General features: G+C 49.6%; 16 protein-coding genes. 11 read left to right on the top strand and 5 right to left on the bottom strand.

Features of this window, described 5'->3' with window-relative positions; translation table 11 throughout:
* Window positions 1-106: 106 nt before the first annotated feature.
* The 4 genes from CRN95_RS02865 to CRN95_RS02850 are packed head-to-tail and all read left to right on the top strand — an operon-like array spanning window position 107 to window position 2,984.
* Window positions 107-1,330: a hypothetical protein gene (locus CRN95_RS02865; protein WP_235002834.1), complete on the top strand. Its 1,224-nt coding sequence runs from the start codon at window positions 107-109 to the stop codon at window positions 1,328-1,330.
* Complete coding sequence (locus tag CRN95_RS02860) at window positions 1,311-2,276, top strand: hypothetical protein (protein WP_097020038.1); 966 nt, start codon at window positions 1,311-1,313, stop codon at window positions 2,274-2,276. The genes CRN95_RS02865 and CRN95_RS02860 overlap by 20 nt, the downstream gene beginning before the upstream one ends.
* The gene (locus tag CRN95_RS02855) at window positions 2,273-2,671 is read left to right on the top strand and encodes a prepilin-type N-terminal cleavage/methylation domain-containing protein (RefSeq protein WP_159462261.1); all 399 of its coding nucleotides are present in this window, start codon (window positions 2,273-2,275) and stop codon (window positions 2,669-2,671) included. Before CRN95_RS02860 ends, CRN95_RS02855 begins: the two co-directional genes overlap by 4 nt.
* A 25-nt stretch (window positions 2,672-2,696) precedes the next feature.
* Window positions 2,697-2,984, top strand: coding sequence for a prepilin-type N-terminal cleavage/methylation domain-containing protein (locus CRN95_RS02850; protein WP_097020036.1), 288 nt, complete (start codon window positions 2,697-2,699; stop codon window positions 2,982-2,984).
* 160 nt (window positions 2,985-3,144) lie between these two features.
* Here CRN95_RS02850 and CRN95_RS02845 read toward each other — a convergent pair whose 3' ends face one another.
* Window positions 3,145-4,674 (bottom strand): glycosyltransferase, encoded by a 1,530-nt coding sequence (locus CRN95_RS02845; RefSeq protein ID WP_235002833.1) that lies wholly within the window; start codon window positions 4,672-4,674, stop codon window positions 3,145-3,147.
* A gap of 187 nt (window positions 4,675-4,861) precedes the next feature.
* Here CRN95_RS02845 and CRN95_RS02840 point away from each other — a divergent pair, with 187 nt between their 5' ends.
* The 5 genes from CRN95_RS02840 (at window position 4,862) to CRN95_RS15060 (ending at window position 8,629) form a co-directional block, all read left to right on the top strand.
* Complete coding sequence (locus tag CRN95_RS02840; RefSeq protein WP_235002832.1) at window positions 4,862-5,401, top strand: sulfurtransferase TusA family protein; 540 nt, start codon at window positions 4,862-4,864, stop codon at window positions 5,399-5,401.
* 9 nt (window positions 5,402-5,410) lie between these two features.
* Window positions 5,411-6,001: a hypothetical protein gene (locus CRN95_RS02835; protein WP_097020034.1), complete on the top strand. Its 591-nt coding sequence runs from the start codon at window positions 5,411-5,413 to the stop codon at window positions 5,999-6,001.
* A 2-nt stretch (window positions 6,002-6,003) separates the two neighbouring features.
* On the top strand, window positions 6,004-6,345 hold the full coding sequence (locus CRN95_RS02830; RefSeq protein WP_097020033.1) for a hypothetical protein: 342 nt from the start codon (window positions 6,004-6,006) through the stop codon (window positions 6,343-6,345).
* A gap of 89 nt (window positions 6,346-6,434) precedes the next feature.
* Window positions 6,435-8,339: a SulP family inorganic anion transporter gene (locus CRN95_RS02825; RefSeq protein WP_088660462.1), complete on the top strand. Its 1,905-nt coding sequence runs from the start codon at window positions 6,435-6,437 to the stop codon at window positions 8,337-8,339.
* A 161-nt stretch (window positions 8,340-8,500) separates the two neighbouring features.
* Window positions 8,501-8,629 (top strand): hypothetical protein, encoded by a 129-nt coding sequence (locus tag CRN95_RS15060; RefSeq protein WP_012820371.1) that lies wholly within the window; start codon window positions 8,501-8,503, stop codon window positions 8,627-8,629.
* A gap of 364 nt (window positions 8,630-8,993) precedes the next feature.
* Here the strand turns inward: CRN95_RS15060 and CRN95_RS02820 are convergent, their stop codons facing one another.
* The 4 genes from CRN95_RS02820 to dnaG form a co-directional block, all read right to left on the bottom strand.
* Window positions 8,994-9,473, bottom strand: coding sequence for a hypothetical protein (locus CRN95_RS02820; RefSeq protein ID WP_097020032.1), 480 nt, complete (start codon window positions 9,471-9,473; stop codon window positions 8,994-8,996).
* A gap of 280 nt (window positions 9,474-9,753) precedes the next feature.
* A complete protein-coding gene (locus CRN95_RS02815; protein WP_097020031.1) occupies window positions 9,754-10,788 on the bottom strand; it encodes a SufD family Fe-S cluster assembly protein in 1,035 nt (344 codons plus the stop codon).
* A gap of 15 nt (window positions 10,789-10,803) precedes the next feature.
* Window positions 10,804-11,553 carry a Fe-S cluster assembly ATPase SufC gene (gene sufC / locus CRN95_RS02810; protein ID WP_072826759.1) on the bottom strand — a complete coding sequence of 250 codons (750 nt, stop codon included), beginning with the start codon at window positions 11,551-11,553 and terminating at the stop codon, window positions 10,804-10,806.
* A 31-nt stretch (window positions 11,554-11,584) separates the two neighbouring features.
* A complete protein-coding gene (gene dnaG / locus CRN95_RS02805; protein ID WP_097020030.1) occupies window positions 11,585-13,771 on the bottom strand; it encodes a DNA primase in 2,187 nt (728 codons plus the stop codon).
* Window positions 13,772-14,066: 295 nt separating this feature from the next.
* On the opposite strand from dnaG, the gene CRN95_RS02800 reads away from it, so the two are divergent.
* Together CRN95_RS02800 and CRN95_RS02795 are read left to right on the top strand one after the other, a co-directional pair.
* Window positions 14,067-14,945 carry a fibrobacter succinogenes major paralogous domain-containing protein gene (locus CRN95_RS02800; protein WP_088629911.1) on the top strand — a complete coding sequence of 293 codons (879 nt, stop codon included), beginning with the start codon at window positions 14,067-14,069 and terminating at the stop codon, window positions 14,943-14,945.
* A 204-nt stretch (window positions 14,946-15,149) separates the two neighbouring features.
* Window positions 15,150-16,094 (top strand): Rpn family recombination-promoting nuclease/putative transposase, encoded by a 945-nt coding sequence (locus CRN95_RS02795; protein ID WP_088629912.1) that lies wholly within the window; start codon window positions 15,150-15,152, stop codon window positions 16,092-16,094.
* The last annotated feature ends 6 nt before the right edge of the window (window positions 16,095-16,100 follow it).

The raw sequence follows: 16,100 nt of genomic DNA, 5'->3' as shown, positions 1-16,100 counted from the left end.
TTGCAAAAATGAGTTTACTCATTTTTATAACCGAGCCAAAGAGTTGGGGCTTTAGCCCCATCCAGTGAAGTCTAGTAAACGAAATAAAAAAATGGAGGGTAAATTTTTGTATTGGAAAAAGCGAATCTCGCCTGTTACAGCGCGGATGATGACGTGGGAGGTAACGACGTCTTTTGACGGGACTCTCACGGAAACGGAATTGCGCAAGCGATTTGACGAAGATTTTAGAGATGTATTTAATGCCGGTTTTGCAGATGGCGAGTGCGCGGTTTTCTTTTGGCCGCTAGTTTCGTTCAATGCGTCGGATGGACGCAAGCATCGCTATCTCGTGGCGGTAGCGGATGAACCTTTGGAAAATTACCGAAAAACGTTTGACTGTTGCTTGCCAAAACAAATTGCGTTGTATGCAATTGCTGACAAAATATTGCGAGGCGAATGGGATGGTGAGAATTGCTTGAAGTATGATGAAGCGTGCGCGGAGTGTGGCTGCGAATGTGCGGAGGTTGCGGATAATGGAAATTTGTTGTTTGTCGCGCTTTGCGAACATTGCGTGTACATCCTCGTTTTTATGGAAGGTCGTTTATGTCATTGGTCAGAAGAATACGGCTACGGAGAAACGTTTGATGACGCTTGTCGGGAACGTGTAGCGCGCTTTAAGGAATTCTTGAAAGCCGATGAACTGTTTGCGAAAATGAATGACGTGGGGGAGTTTGTTGTTTGCTGTGAGAAAGTTGGGACTGTCGAGGAATCGCTGCATGTGAAAGATCTCTTTCAAGTGGCTGCACGCGATCCGTTTTGGTGTGGCAAGGATTTAGACGCGTGTGATTCAATGAAACCTTGTGAACGTAGGCGCTGGACGATGGGCGCTGTGGCATTGTTTGCTTTTTGTGCGTGTGTTTTGGCAATGTATGGCGGTTCTTTGAATTTGTTATATGCAAAATTTTTTGACGATGAAAAGTTCAATTTGTTTATTGATGCTGCGCCTGTAGAATTAAGTCAGCCTGCCGCACGCGATTTGGAAATGCTTGCGTGGGCGGAAGGGCATCGCGATTTGCTCCCTGCAAAATGGACTCTCGGATGTGCGGGTTTTGTGGACGGTGTCGCATCTAGAAGTTGGCGAGCTTCACGAGGAACCTGTGATTCGTCGGAATTCAGTTTGCTTGGAATTGTGGGCGGGCGAGTGGCGCTTGTGAAAACATCCGCAGGTGAAACGAAAACGCTCTCAGTCGGTGATTCGCTTTCTCGATACCGCGTGAAGCAAATTGGAATGAACGATGTTGTGATGCGTTGTGGTCGTAAGGAGGTTCGTTATGCGCTCAAAATGCGGTAACGTTCTTCCGCTTGTGTTGGGACTGCTGCTTGTGCTTTCGATTCTCGTGACATCAATGCTCCGCATGCCGGGGGCGCTTCGCCGAAATGTATCGCTTGTTGCAAAAGAAACTCAAGAAATGTACCTTGCAGAATCTGCGGTGCTCGCGAAACTGAATGGCTTTCCTGACGGCTATTTTGCGGAGCTTCCGATTGTCGGATCTCGGATTCTTGGGCCATGGACCGAATGGAGTGTTCTTGATAAATTCCAGTTCATGCTGGGGAGTGAATACGGGCGATTCTCGACTTCGGAATGGGCGCGTTGCGCCGTGGTGCTGGAGCAGAATTTGCATGAACGCATTTTGCATTCGGATGGCTTGAAAAACTTGTCGGGGAATCGTCGCTTTTTTAAGCTGGATTCTTCGGATGGGCTATCTGCAGAACGTACGATGACGATAAATGTGAGCGCTGGCGATTTGACGTTAGACCTTGGTGAATCCCGTGCTTTTGAAAATTCGCAAAGTTCGCGCAAGTCAATTCGTTCTTTTATGGCAAATGTCGAGGGCGATGTCAAGATTCGCGGTAACGTCCACTTTGATACACTTCGAATTTATGCAACCGGTTCTGTGAGCGTTCAAGGAAATGTAGCCGCTGACTTTGCTGAAATCTTTGGGCTTGCTAGCGTGACTGTCTCGGGAAATGTTTCGCTTGCGGGTTCGCTCCTCTCGAAACAGAATATTGAAATTTCTGACCGTGCACAAATGAAATTTCCGAGCGTGGCACTTGCGGTAGGCTATCGCGAGAACCGCTTGTCGCTCCTTGAAAAGTCTGTGTTTGAAGGCTTGGCGATTGCGCCGTCTGGAATTGTTGAGCGAGATTCTTCGGCAAAACTTCTCGATTCAACTCAGGTGCTTTTGCCATTTTGTATGGACACTCGCAATGTTGTGTTTTACCGGAGGCGCTTGTGATACACTCTCGTCATACTGAACGAAGTGAAGTATCTAGGGTATCTTGTGTTGCTCTTGCTGCAAACTCTAGACTTGGATTTACGTTGCCCGAGGTTTGTGTGGCGCTCGCAATTTTTCTCGTTGGAACAACGGCGCTCCTTGACGGTTGGAACTTTTTCAATCGCGAAGTGGCTGACGAGCGGATGCGCTTGGATGAGTTCTATGATGTGCTATCTTCAATGGAATCGTTGATTGTGAGTCGCCCGAATTGTGCGGACTCTCTGACTGGCGAGCGTTCTCCAGATTCGTCGTCAGTCTCGATTCGCCTCACTCGTGTTCCTGGTAATCCGCATTTGGCGTGGGCTGTTGTTGCGAGTGAACATTATTCTCTCAGACGCTTGGTGCGTTGTCGATGAGGTTCGGAGGCATTCTTATTTGCAAATGAATCTAGCTGAGCCTAAAACTTCTCGTCACGGCTTTACTCTCTTGGAAATGCTTATCGCCATAACGGTTGCCGCGATCCTTACAACCGTCTCATTGAACGTCTATTCGATGTTCCATCACGGCGTTCTCGAAACAAGCCTCCATTACGAACAGTTCGTCTCGGAAAAAGTCAAAGAACTCCGTTGCCGCACCCGCTTTGTGCGTGGCCTCCCGACTTGCGACACTACCTCGGGCGAATCTCGCGAATTTCCGACTTTCCGCGAATTCATCCGATTGCGCTACTAGAAATAACTGGATGCCTCGTTCTTCGAACTCGGCATGACTGTGAATGGCGCGACTCTTGTCTTGCTCCCGCAGCATTCTCGAGCAACAAAAAAAGCCCCGCGCTTGCGGAGCTTCTTGAATTGCGTTTGGCGAATCTCGCCGCATCTTGCTGAGCTATAACTTAGTTTGTAGCCTGTTCTTCGACGCATTCGGAGCACTTGATGGCTTTGCGAACTTCGAAGATGTTGCTGATGTAATGCATAAAGCTAAGCACACTCACAGAGAGGAAGCCGATTGCATAAAGGGCAAGGAACGGTCCGATGATGTACTTGCTGGCGTTGATGTATTCGAGCAAACCGAAAATGCAGTAGACGCCGACGAGGAGTTCGATAAGTGCCATCCACGGGAACTTTTGTGCATAATGGCTCTTGGCCTTCTTCTTTGCACCACCGCTCTTCGGGGTACGGACGAAGCTGCCCTTTGTACCGAGAACTGCGGCGAACACTGCGCGGGAGTTGCTGACTGCGATGCCAACGCCGAGGGCCATCAAGATGGGGAGCGAGAGCAAGCGGATTTTCCAACCGGTGTAGCCGGAGCAACGCTGGGCGACAAAGTAAAGAACAGAAGGAGCGATTGCGGCGAGGAAGATGAATGCGAAACCAACCGTGTATGCCCAAGTGGGGAGGTGCCCGACCGGTTCAAAGAACGCGAGCAACGGCCAAGCGCAGAGTGCGGTGAACAACATGCAGGGGTGGATCGAGTAGTGCGTCGTGTGGAGGATGGCGCCAATCTTCACGCGGAGCGGAACCTTGGAGCGCAAAACCTTCGGCAAAATCTTGATAGCGGTCTGGATGGAACCCTTTGCCCAACGGAACTGCTGAGCCTTGAAAGCGTTGATGTCGTTCGGGAGTTCAGCCGGAACAATCACGTCGAACACAAACTTCATCTTCCAACCAGCAAGCTGGGAACGGTAAGAAAGGTCCATGTCTTCGGTCAGCGTATCGCCTTCCCAGCCGCCACCACCGTAAATAGCGTCCTTGCGCCATACGCCTGCGGTACCGTTGAAGTTCATAAAGAGCTTGCCCCAGCTACGTGCGGACTGTTCCACCACGAAGTGGCCGTCGATACCGATAGACTGGGCGAGCGTAAGACCGGATTCGGTGCGGTTCAAGTGACCCCAGCGACCTTGGACAAGGCCGACCTGCGGATCCATGACCAAGTACGGAACGGTCTTCAGGAGGAAGTCTTTTTCAGGAACGAAGTCGGCATCGAAGATGGCGAGGAATTCACCCTTTGCAACAGCCATGCCTTCCTTGAGAGCGCCAGCCTTGAAGTCCTTGCGGTTCGTGCGGTGGATGAGCTTGATGTCATAACCGCGGGCGGCGAGTTCAGCAACTTTCTTCTTGGTGACTTCGTAGCACTCGTCCGTGGAGTCGTCCAAGACCTGGATTTCGTGCTTGTCCTTGGGGTAGTCGATGGCGCAGACGGCTTCGAGGAGACGTTCAACGCAGTTGGCTTCGTTAAAAACCGGGAGCTGGGTCGTGACCTGCGGGAGGTCTGCGAGCGAATGTTCGCGGTAGTACTTCAAGATCGCTTTGCGGTCTGAAAGTCGCGTCTTGCGGCTGTTCTTGAGGAACAGGTAGATGCTATAGTAGCAACTGAACCCGTAAATCACCAATCCCACGCCTGCGATAACGTAGACGACGAACATTGCGTATAGTAGTATAGTACTCATTCTACTGTAACCTTTGCATTTATTGAATGCTTGGGGCCAAATATAGAAACGCAATGTGACCTTTGCTACATTTTTCAGGAATTTTGGCCCATTTTTTGCTTTGGAATGTGTATTTTTACATAGGTATGATTAGACTTTTTTACAATGGCGAAATATGCAAAAAATGGCAGATGAACGCAAGAAAAATTTAACATCTCCAATCGCTCGCTGGATTGAAGCGAACCGCGAAACCGCAGGTTTTACAGAATCTTTACGTAAATTATTAATGTATGCATGTGTGGAATGGATCCGCCGTGGAACTTCTGCGCTTTTGACCCCCGAAGAAGCTCTATCTAAAATAGTATGTTGCGGACTTTCGGAGTTTCCGGTGGGGGAATGGGCTGAAAATCCCGAAAAATACACCGACGAAATTGCCGATTTCTGTGAAAAAGTGAAAGTTTTGCCATTACCAGCCGCCCTCCAGGGCGAAATTCCCTCCCTTTTGGACCTCCGTGGCGTAAAATGCCCCCTCAATTCTGTTCGTTCGCGAATCGTCATGTCCGGTTATCCGGCGGGTCGAACGCTCAAAATCTGGCTCGATGAAGGTTCCCCGATCGAAAATGTGCCCGGATCGCTCATTGCTGACGGCCATAAAGTGCTTTCACGCGAAAAAAAAGGCAATTATTGGGAAATCTCGGTGGTCAAATCGGATTCTAAAGTATAGATTGTTTATGTGGAAAACAGAGTATTAGTTATAGGCGATGAATTATTTGGGCCAAAGGGCGAAGCGGCGAACCGTTTTGTGGAAGCCGTGCTGTGCCGGGAACCTAGCCGACCTATACAGTTTTCCGTAAATGTACCTGTTGTGGTCTCGTTATCGCAAATCAAAGCGCGTCTTTCTTCCGATGTCATTGGCAAAAATGCCGGCCGCATTATCATGGGGCTTGGGCTGCGTGAACTGAACCACGGTGGTACCGATGGCGCCTCAATAGCCTCGCTTTACGAAACGCTCGTGAACGAACTCGTGAACAAGACGCAGTCGCGACTTTTTTTGCTCACGATTCCCCCGGAAATGTTCCCGATTGCGGTAAGCGAGGTGGAATATTTAAATACTATGATTCGCGAAGTCTGTGTGGCGAACGCCCCGCGCGTAACACTCCTCGATTTTGCTGAATTTGCAGAGACGTTCAAGGAAAAACAGATGGAACGTGGCAAATTCGGGCGCTCCCTCTTTATGGAAGACGGCTCTGCCACGTCGCTTTGCTGCATGCTTTTAGCGCTATATTTGCAGGATAAACTTGTAGAAGATTTAAAGGAGATGTAATTATGGGTCTTTTTGACAATCGTTTTGCTAGTAAAAATGCGGCCATGAGCCGTGCGTTCTCCATTGATTCCGAAAAGGACAAGCTGAAGCGCAATTCTCCCCGCGAACCTGCCGCCCCCAAGATGGGCATCTGCGACAAGTGCCACAAGGAAGCCTTGCTGCGCTCTTACCGCACCCGTGAAATGTCCATGTCCGACGGCGCCGCAAGTTTTGGGACGGTGGTGAAGCACCTCTGCGAAGATTGTGCCCCGCGCTCCAAGCGCTTCGAGGACGCAAACGTGCCTGCGATGGACAAAAAGCAAGTCAAGAACCTGATGCGCTCTGCAAAGAAGGGATTGCTGTAAAATATATTTTATAAAAAAATCTTACCCCCCTTAACGAAATTGGGGTAAATTCCTAAATTTGGGTCTCGAATTTAATATGGAGACCTTCAATGTCTGATATTCACGCCAAGGAATCCGTCAAGCAGTATTTGACAGGCGTCGTTTCGACAATCACCCCGGAAATCGTTCGTAGCATCAAGCGCGGCTACACTCGCAAGGATTTCACTAGCGACTTGATGTCGGGCTTGATTGTCGGCATTTTGGCTCTCCCCTTGGCGATTGCGTTTGCTATCGCTTCTGGCGTGGGTCCGGAACAGGGCCTTTACACCGCCATTATCGCGGGCTTCATCATCTCGCTGTTGGGCGGTTCCCGCTTCCAGATTGGCGGCCCCACGGGCGCATTCATCGTGATTGTCTACGGCATTGTAAGCCAGTATGGTTACGATGGCCTTGCCTCGGCGACACTTTTGGCCGGTATCTTCCTCGTCATTTTCGGTCTTGCAAAGTTCGGTGCGATTATCAAGTTCATCCCGTATCCGGTGACGGTCGGATTTACGGCGGGTATCGCTATTATTATTGCGCTTGGCCAGGTGCCGAACTTCTTCGGCCTTACTTTTGCTGGCGCTGACCCGGCTGACGCCGTGGGCAAAATCAAGCTTTACGTTTCTTCTTTCGGTTCCATGAACGTCTATTCCGTGATTGTGGGCGTTGTCGCTCTCGCGGTCTGCATCTTGTGGCCGAAGATTACCACGAAGGTTCCCGGCTCCCTCATTGCGATTATTGTGGCGACGGTGATGGTAAAGGTCCTCGGCTGGGATGATCCGGTGAACGGTCACGGCGTGGTGACGATTGGCATGAAGAACCACATTCCGAGCGGATTCCCGGTGCCGCACCTCCCGAATATCAGCCTCGAAATGATGCAAAAGGTGTTCCAGCCGGCACTTACGATTGCTATGCTCGGCGCTATTGAATCGCTCCTTTCTGCAGTGGTGGCTGACGGTATGACGAGTACCAAGCACCGCTCCAACACGGAACTTTTCGGTCAGGGTGTCGCTAACATCTTGAGTCCGATTTTTGGCGGTATCCCGGCAACGGGTGCTATTGCCCGTACGGCGACGAATATTCGTAACGGTGCCGTGAGCCCGATTTCTGGCCTAGTCCACGCAGTCGTTCTCTTGCTCATCATGCTCGTGCTTGGCAAGTATGCCGAAATGATCCCGATGGCAGCCCTTGCTGCAGTGCTTTTCCAGGTTGCTTTCAATATGTGCGGTTATCGCAGCGTAATCAAGATGTTCAAGGCTCCGAAGAGCGACGTGACGGTGATGCTTGTCGCCTTCTTCCTCACGGTGATTATCGACCTTACGGTCGCTATCGAAGTGGGCGTGCTCCTTGCTGCAGTGCTTTTCATCAAGCGCATGAGCGATGTGGCCGAAGTCGAAGCTGTTTCTTCTGCCTTGAAGGATGACGATGACGAAGCTGCCCGCAATACTCTCGGCCGCCAGGTACCGAAGGGTGTGCTTGTGTACGAACTTGCCGGTTCCCTCTTCTTTGGTGCGGTGGACAAGTTCAAGGAAACGATGAATCGCATCTCCGAAAAGCCGAAGATTTTGATTTTGCGCATGCGTAGCGTCTCTAGCATTGACGCTGCCGGTATCAACATGATTGAAGACTTGCTCAAGCGTTGCAAGAGCGAAGGTACGCAGCTCCTCTTGAGTGGTGTGCATGCCCAGCCGGTGGTGGCTTTGACCCGTGCCGGTGTGCTTGCCCAGCTTGGCGAAGAAAACGCTCTCGGTAACATTGATGCTGCCCTCAACCGCGCCCGTGAACTCCTTGGCCTCCCGATTGTGGATGCCTCCCAGGAAGAACAGAAGGCTCCGACCGTGTCTTGGGAAAAGAGCCTCGACAAGCCGTGGATGCCGGAAGAATCGAACGCCGCTGTGGCTGAAGAAACTCCGGAAGTCATTGCCGAACGCATGATGGACGAACCCATCAAGAAGATTGAAGAACGTAAGTAGTAATTCCGTACGAAATGCGTAAACTTTGTACGGATTTTTTAGGTGACTTTGCTCAAATTTTCTGAAATATCGTAAATAATTTTTTAAAAAAGTCTTTTGATTTTTGAAAAAAAAAGTTAAATTAAGCTTCGTAGGAGAATCCTACGGTTTACGAGATGAGAATGGGATACTGGGAAGAAAATCAATACACTGATGAAGACCCGAAGCGGACTGCTTTTGAGGAATTCGTCGTAAATTTTGTGGTTGCCTTTAGCGGCTCCGCTCTATTGTTCCTTGTGAACATCATGTAAAACCTTTAAATTTCCCGCTTTTCGCGGGATTTTTTTTGTATCCGCCACCGCGCCCCCCTTGAGAAATATTCCGACTTGGAACTTTCTTGTTTGGATGTTGCTTTTGAAAATATTTTTAGCGCGCCCTTGATTTCTCGTATACATTTATAAATGTGCCGGTGGTAGCCCACTGGTACAAAAGGAAGAAGGGAAAAATTAGGGTGTTTGGGATGTTTGGGGTGTGTGGTCCATTGCTGTTGAGTTCATTCGCGGCTGAAGCCGCTTTCGGGAATGAAAGGTAATGAGAGTTCTCACAGCAATGGAAAAATCCGTCGGATACGTCCGGCGGATTTTTTGTTATAACGAAATTTGCTTGCGAATGCTACTAAAAAAGACTGTGAGATCTACCGGCGTTTTTGCAAGATTCCTTGTGGCTATCGAACAATTGCTTGCGAGATTTGTATTTGCTATCTTCGGCTTTGAAACTGTAGTAATAATCAGATACTGCATGGTATTCACTATTTTTGCAGTAAGATGTGCTTGTGAACTTATCGTTAGTTGTAGTTCTGGGATTTTCTTCAGTACCCATCACATTTAGCATGATGCCATCGCACCCTGTATAAGCTGACATGCCACGTTTTATCGAAATGTAATGTTCTACGGCTCCAGTATCCGTTACCGTGACTTTGACATCGGCTTCGTAGGAACCGTCGTCGTAATGACTAGATGTGTGATAAACCCATTCATTGTCTGATTCTGTAAAATTGCATTTGCCAGAACTAGAACTGCCTTTGGTAAGCCAGCAAGATGTAAGGCTAAAGCTTAAAAAAATGGTAAGAACTGTACCGATTTTAAAAGCGTGCATGTGTACTCCTATTTTAAATTTGCGTGTAAATATAAATTATTTTTGTTAGCTTGTAATATTTTCGTCATGAAATTTTATATTTCTTTGGCTGGAAAAGTCTATACAAAAGAAGGCGACCGAAGCCGCCTTTTTTATCGTTTTGTCATTCCACTTCGTGGCCTGACTTGTTCGCCTCGGATATAGAAACATGCAAGCATGTTTCTGCATCGTTCGGCTCCTTTGTCATTCCCGCTTGAGCTTGCCCCAGACTTGTTCCGGGGAGCGGGAATCTCCCTCTCGTCTAAAGACTGCTCATCAGTCGCTTTTTCGCGGGGCTGTCGGGGAGCGGTAGGAAAGTCTCTTGCGCGAACGAACGCATGAGCATTTCCTGGGCTGCCTTTTTCGGGATGCCGCGGCTCACGAGGTAGAACATCTGTTCTGCATCCAGTTCGCCGACGGTGTTGCCGTGCGTGCATTCCACGTCATCGTGATAAATCTTGAGGACGGGCTTCACGGAGACGCTAGCATCTTCGCTCAAGAGGATTGTATTCACGAGCTGGCTCGAGTTGACGCCTGTGCAGTCGTAACCGACGATGACGCTTCCGTCGTAGCTCACGCGTGCAGAACCAGAAAGCAAGTTGCGGGCAAGCTGTGTGCTTGTGGTGCGCGGGGCTTCGTGGTAAATCGTGAGGCGGCTGTGCTGCGAGGCTTCGCCATCGAGAACGTGGAGGCTGCGGTAATCGAAGTTGGCGCCTTCACCTTTGAGGTGGCATTCGACGCTCACGCGGCCAATCGCTGTATCCTTGCAGATGCTCGAAAAGCGGACGTTGGCGCCTGCGGCCTGGTTGATGTTGAAGTGCCTAAAGCGGAGCGGCAAATCGCAAGCCGGATTTGCAAAGAAGATTTCGACGTCTGCATTTTCGCCAACGTTGATGTCAAAGCGTTCTGCAGCGATATCGTGAGCGACCTTGTTGTCGAGAATTTCGAGGCTCACTTTGGCGCCTTTGCCGATGTCGAGGACGGTATGCCCGAAGTCGTTGTTGCACTTGAGCATGGCCATTTCGGCGGCGCCGTTCACGATTTCGCGAACCATGGGGCGGGCGTTGTTTGCAATCGGGAGAAGGGCCGCAAAGTCGGTTTCTTGGTTGGCCGGGGTTGCTGCCGGGGAAGTCATTGGGGCTGCCGCAAAATTCGTGCCCATGAATTCCGGAGTCGGAATTTTGGCAACCGGGAAGAACGACCAAAGTTCGTTATTGCGCTTGGGCATGCCGAGTTCGCGGAGGCGTGCTATCGCCTGTTCCGCGGTGGGCAAGTTCTGTATAAATTCAGCGTTCATTATGCGTCCTCGCGGTTACTTGGCTTCTTCGATCCAGTCGTAGCCTTGATCTTCGAGCTTGAGGGCGAGTTCCGGGCCTCCGCTCAAGATGATTTTGCCGTGACGGAGCACGTGAACGTAAGTGGGCTTGATGTAGTCCAGCAAGCGCTGGTAATGCGTCACGAGAATCACGGCCTTTTCGGGCGACATAATGTGGTTGATGCCGTTTGCCACGATGCGGAGGGCGTCAATGTCGAGACCGGAGTCCGTTTCGTCGAGGAAGCTTACCTTCGGATCGAGAATTGCCATCTGGAGGATTTCGTTACGCTTCTTTTCGCCACCGCTCATGCCGTCGTTCACGCCGCGTTCACGATAACGTTCGTCCATTTCGAGCAAGTTCATCTTTTCTTCGCAGAGCTTTTTGAAGTCTTCGTCGCTCATTTCGGGCTGGCCGAGGAAGGCGCGCTTGCTGTTGAGCGCCATCTTCAAGAATTCCACGTTGTTCACGCCCGGAATTTCGGTCGGGTACTGCGTGCTGATAAAGAGGCCGGAATTGGCGCGTTCGTTGATTTCCATTTCGAGCAAGTTCTTGCCGTCCAGTTCTACGGAACCGCCATCGACATGGTAAGCGGGGTGACCTGCAATCACTTTGGAGAGCGTGCTTTTGCCGGAGCCATTCGGGCCCATGATGGCGTGGACTTCTCCCGGCTTGACCTCGAGATTGATCCCTTTCAGGATTTGGGTGCCGTCTTCGATACTTGCTTTAAGGTTCTTGATGGATAACATATTTCCTCTTTAATTTTAAAATCTTGTGGGCCTAGCCGAAATCGTCCATGGCTCCAAAGTCATCGTCGGGAACGTAGGGCTCGTCATCGGGAACGTAAGGTTCTTCGTTCGGATCGTAAGGAGCTTCTTCGGGTGGTTCGCTTGATGCAAATTGTTCGCCATTATCGAATGGAGGCGGTGCTTCCATCTCGGGTGGCATTTCGGGTTGTGCGAACTGCGCCGGCTGTGCGTTGTTAAACTGCGGCGAACTTGGTTGTGCCGGGGATTGCGCGGAAGCCTGCGGCGAGAACTGCGCATTGTTGAACTGCGCGGCGTTCCCTCCGTTCATCGCAAGTTCGTTAATTGATGTATAAAGCTCGATGAGCGGTGCTTTGCTCTGGATAATCTGCTCGGCGAAAACGTCCGGCGTAATGGCCGAAATCTTGCGCTTCTTGGAAATCGTCTGGATGCCCTGCGTGAACTTGTTTAACTGCATACGGAGACGCATGCCTGCTTCGGAATCAAGCGGAATGAGCTTTTTGTAGCGGTCGCACAGATTGAGTGTGAGCACGGCAAGCGTGTCGTAAAATTCCAAAATCTCGTTCGGCGTTTTCCATGTCTCGTCGGGGAGTTGCTCCAAGAAAAGCTGCAACTGCGGCGAAAGCGATTCGTACAAGACTCTTGGCGAGAACGCGCCCGTTTCAGCGTACTGCGCGAGAATGGACTGGATAAATTCATCGATGAGCGGAGAATCAAAAATTTGGATTCCGCTGGCGGCAAAGTCCATGTCGAAATATTCTGCGGCGCGGTCGAGAAGCGTGGGATTGCGGAATAACAAATTCGCAAAACGCACTTCAATCGGCGAGAGCAGTTCCCACGGAACGCTTACTTGCGGTGCTGCGGGTTGTTCGGCTGTTGCCTGCGTTTTTTCGCGTTTCGGGTGTGCGACCTTGATGCCTGCGAGCGAACGCGTGGTGCTGTAACGCTCGGAAACGAGCTTCAAATATTGATTGCGCAGTTCCGGATTCTCGATGCTCTTGATAAGCGTCTTTGCTTGCGTGATGAACGCGGCTCGATCTTCGGGGCTGTTGTTCGGCATGGTGCGCCCGAGATAGCTGAGCCAGTCTTCGGCAGTGCGGAGCGCTCTTCTGAAAGCGTCCGGGCCTTGTTCGTTCACGAAGTTGTCCGGGTCGATCTTGGTGCCGTCTGGTCGCGAAAGCGCAAAGACTTTTGGCGAAAGGCCCTTGGGGAGCACAATTTCGAGACTGCGGCGCGTAGCATTTTGCCCGGCGGCATCCCCGTCAAATACAAGATAAGCGGTCTTTGCGTAGCGGGCGAGAATGCTGGCGTGATTCTCGGTGAGTGCCGTACCCGATGCGGCTACGACGTTCTGCACTCCGCTTTGGTAAAGGCTGATGAGGTCAAAATATCCTTCGACGATAATGACCGCATTCTCCTTCATGATGGCGTTTCGGCTGTGGTTTAAACCGAATAGAATATCGCGCTTGCTGTAAAGCGCCGTTTCCGGGCTGTTCATGTACTTGGCAAGCTTTATTCCGTTGTGCGATGCGGGGTCGCTCAAGTCTCGACCGCCAAATGCGACAACGACACCCGAGAGGTTCTGGATGGCAATCATCAAGCGATCGCGGAACTTGTCTGCGATACCGCCGTTTTCTTTTTCGACGGCAAGTCCTGCCTTGACGCAGTCGCGAGGCGAAAAACCGTTGCGGGCGGCGTAGCCGATTAAGCCTTCTCGCCCTGTCGGGGCGTAGCCGATGTGGAATTGCTTGCGAGTCTCAGGCGAGACATGACGCTTGTTCAAATACTCCAACGCTTTGGGGCTTAACGTGAGCTGTTGCTCGAACCATTCGCAGGCAAGCTCGTTCAACTTGCGGACCATCGTGCGTTCTTCGAGCACTTCGGTATTGACGTTGTTGCCGAGGTTCGGAAGTGCAAAACCTACAAAGTTGGCGACCCATTCTACAGCGCCCTTGAAGTCCAATTTTTCGTGTTCCTGGATGAATTTGAAAACATCTCCACCCGCACCGCATGCAAAGCACTTGTAAATGCCCAGCGTGGAATTTACCGACATGGATGGGGAGTGGTCATCGTGGAAAGGGCACACGCCGACGTATTTGTTGACCCCGCTTTTTTTGAGCGGCAAGAACTGCTGAATGACCAGCGCGATATCCGCCTGGTTTTTGAGTTCTTGGATGATTTCGTCGGAGTAGAACGGCATGCGCCAAATGTAGAAATTTTTGGGGGATGGATTAGACGAGAGACGAAAGACGAAAGACGAGAGAGTCGTCATTGCGAGGCGTGAAACAACGAAGCAATCTCTAATTAGAGCGTTATCCTGACACGAACGCGTCATCCTGAGCAATTGTGAAGGATCCAGTGACATCTTGTCTTTGCAATGTCATTCCCGCCTCTGAGCGGGAATCTCCTATTTCGTGTTTCTTTCTATAGTTTTTCTCTATTGCAAAAATTTATTCAACATAATTTTCTATTTTATCTACACAAAAGGAGTAGGAATGAGAAAATTATTTTTTTTGATGTCACTTGCTGTAATCATCGTCGCTTGTGGTGACGATAAAGGATCTTCTCCCAATGAATTGCCTGATGAAGTTGCCGATATGGATGAACTTGAAGAATACAAGTGCGATGATTCCGTAAGCGGTGCTGTTGTTTATGTGAAGGACAAACTCAAAAATTACGAATGTGATGGCGATCATTGGTTTGAATCCTATAACCAGTCGAAATCGTCATCCAGTAAAAAGAAACTTAGTAGTTCTTCAATTGTCTCTAGTCCTGTCGAAGGGACTCTCACCGATACCCGCGACGGTCAGACATACAAGACCGTGAGAATTGGTGACCAAGTATGGATGGCTGAGAATCTCAACTATGAAACGGACTCTAGTTTTTGCTACAACGATTCTGTCAAGTATTGTGAAAAGTATGGTCGGCTTTACAGGTGGGCCGCTGCGGTAGGTAAGTCGGAAAGCGAATGTGGCTATGGCTATACATGCTCTCTGCCGTCAGGAAATATTCAGGGCGTATGTCCCAATGGTTGGCATCTGCCAAGCAATGACGACTGGAATACACTATTTGCTATAGTTGGCGACTCATCGGTTGCCGGTACAATGCTTAAGTCCACATCCGGTTGGTTTAATTGGTATAAAATTGGTAACGGCAAGGATCCCTTCGGGTTCTCTGCACTCCCTGCTGGCCGCAGGAACTGCTATGGGTATGGCGAATTCGAGGGCTACTTCGCGTATTTTTGGAGTTCTACGGAGGGCAATGGTTACGGCTACGATGCGTACTACATGAGCTTGAGCTACCACGACGACAAAGCGCGCCTGGACGGCTGCCGTAAGAACGGAGGGCACTCAGTTCGTTGTCTCAAGGACTGATATCTGTTATTACTCGCTAGTCAATAGAAAGTCGTCCGGCTTTATGCCGGACTTTTTGCATATAGTATAGTCAATTGTAAAATTTCATTTTAATTCAAAAAATAGTGAAATAAATGTTCCAAAAAAGCGTGTTAATGTAATGGACGGAGAGCGGTTTTCTGTCTATGAACCCGACATTATCGGGTGTTTTAACACTGGAAAAATATGGAAAATAATATTGTGGTCGAAATAAAAAATAACCATGGTGAAATGATTGGCGAAGCTAAGACTTTCGAAGAATTCAAAGGGGCTGGCGTCTTCGCTGATCTTCTTCTCGACAGAACTTTCAAGAAGGCTTTCAATCCCGATTCGCAAAATAAGGTTTGCCTGATTGCGCTTTTGAACGCCGTACTTGAAGGCGAAATAGCATCTCCGATTGTTGATGTGCAGTCCCGAAACAAGGAATACAGTGACGGTTCGAACGAAAATCGGACTTCCGTTTTCGACTTGCATTGCATCGATTCGGCACAGCGTAGGTTCATCATCGAGGTTCAGATTCTTTTTCAGGAAAACATAGTCAATCGCTCGATTTATTACGCCTCGCAGACAATCATTGCTCAGGGGCAACGTGGCAAAAAGTACAATTACGAATTGAACCCTGTCGTTACTGTTGTGTTCATGGAATTTAACGTGTTTGCCGATGACCGCTACATCCGTCGGGCAAAGCTTCGCGAAATCAATGGATCTTGCATCAGCGATGCTCTCAATTTTGCGTTTGTAGAACTTCCTAAGTTCAACAAGCCTCTGGACGAACTAGAAACGACGCTTGACAAGGGACTTTACGCTCTCAAGAACATGAAAAACATGACGCAGATGCCTAAGCAGTATGTGAACACGGTGTTCGAACTCTTGTTTTCGACGGCAAAATTGGCTAAATTATCGAAAGAGGAACAGAAGATGATTGACGAAGCACAGAAAGCCAAGTGGGATGAATACGCAATTCATAAAGCGGCTGTTGATAGCGGCTTGCGTCAGGGAGGCATTCTAAAAGCGCACAAAATTGCAGAAAAAATGCTGTTGAAAAATGAACCTATTGATAAAATTATCGATTTTACTGAGCTTTCTGAAGCTGATGTTCTCGCCATCAAGGCTTCTCTCGGCCAATCGTAAATTGAC

The sequence above is a fragment of the Fibrobacter sp. UWB16 genome, assembly GCF_900215325.1.
In the GTDB taxonomy this organism is placed as follows: domain Bacteria; phylum Fibrobacterota; class Fibrobacteria; order Fibrobacterales; family Fibrobacteraceae; genus Fibrobacter.
The sequence above is the reverse complement of the archived record's forward strand: the minus strand, read 5'-3'. Positions and strand labels throughout refer to the sequence as shown.

Bases quoted from the DNA above. Each gene is read 5' to 3' on its own strand.
- CRN95_RS02840 (WP_235002832.1), top strand. From the start codon at position 4,862: ATGGCAGATGAACGCAAGAAAAATTTAACATCTCCAATCGCTCGCTGG.
- CRN95_RS02820 (WP_097020032.1), bottom strand. From the start codon at position 9,473: ATGCACGCTTTTAAAATCGGTACAGTTCTTACCATTTTTTTAAGCTTT.
- CRN95_RS02815 (WP_097020031.1), bottom strand. From the start codon at position 10,788: ATGAACGCTGAATTTATACAGAACTTGCCCACCGCGGAACAGGCGATA.
- CRN95_RS02830 (WP_097020033.1), top strand. From the start codon at position 6,004: ATGGGTCTTTTTGACAATCGTTTTGCTAGTAAAAATGCGGCCATGAGC.
- CRN95_RS02860 (WP_097020038.1), top strand. From the start codon at position 1,311: ATGCGCTCAAAATGCGGTAACGTTCTTCCGCTTGTGTTGGGACTGCTG.
- CRN95_RS02845 (WP_235002833.1), bottom strand. From the start codon at position 4,674: ATGTTCGTCGTCTACGTTATCGCAGGCGTGGGATTGGTGATTTACGGG.
- CRN95_RS02795 (WP_088629912.1), top strand. From the start codon at position 15,150: ATGGAAAATAATATTGTGGTCGAAATAAAAAATAACCATGGTGAAATG.
- sufC (WP_072826759.1), bottom strand. From the start codon at position 11,553: ATGTTATCCATCAAGAACCTTAAAGCAAGTATCGAAGACGGCACCCAA.
- CRN95_RS15060 (WP_012820371.1), top strand. From the start codon at position 8,501: ATGGGATACTGGGAAGAAAATCAATACACTGATGAAGACCCGAAGCGG.
- CRN95_RS02800 (WP_088629911.1), top strand. From the start codon at position 14,067: ATGAGAAAATTATTTTTTTTGATGTCACTTGCTGTAATCATCGTCGCT.
- CRN95_RS02825 (WP_088660462.1), top strand. From the start codon at position 6,435: ATGTCTGATATTCACGCCAAGGAATCCGTCAAGCAGTATTTGACAGGC.
- dnaG (WP_097020030.1), bottom strand. From the start codon at position 13,771: ATGCCGTTCTACTCCGACGAAATCATCCAAGAACTCAAAAACCAGGCG.
- CRN95_RS02850 (WP_097020036.1), top strand. From the start codon at position 2,697: ATGAATCTAGCTGAGCCTAAAACTTCTCGTCACGGCTTTACTCTCTTG.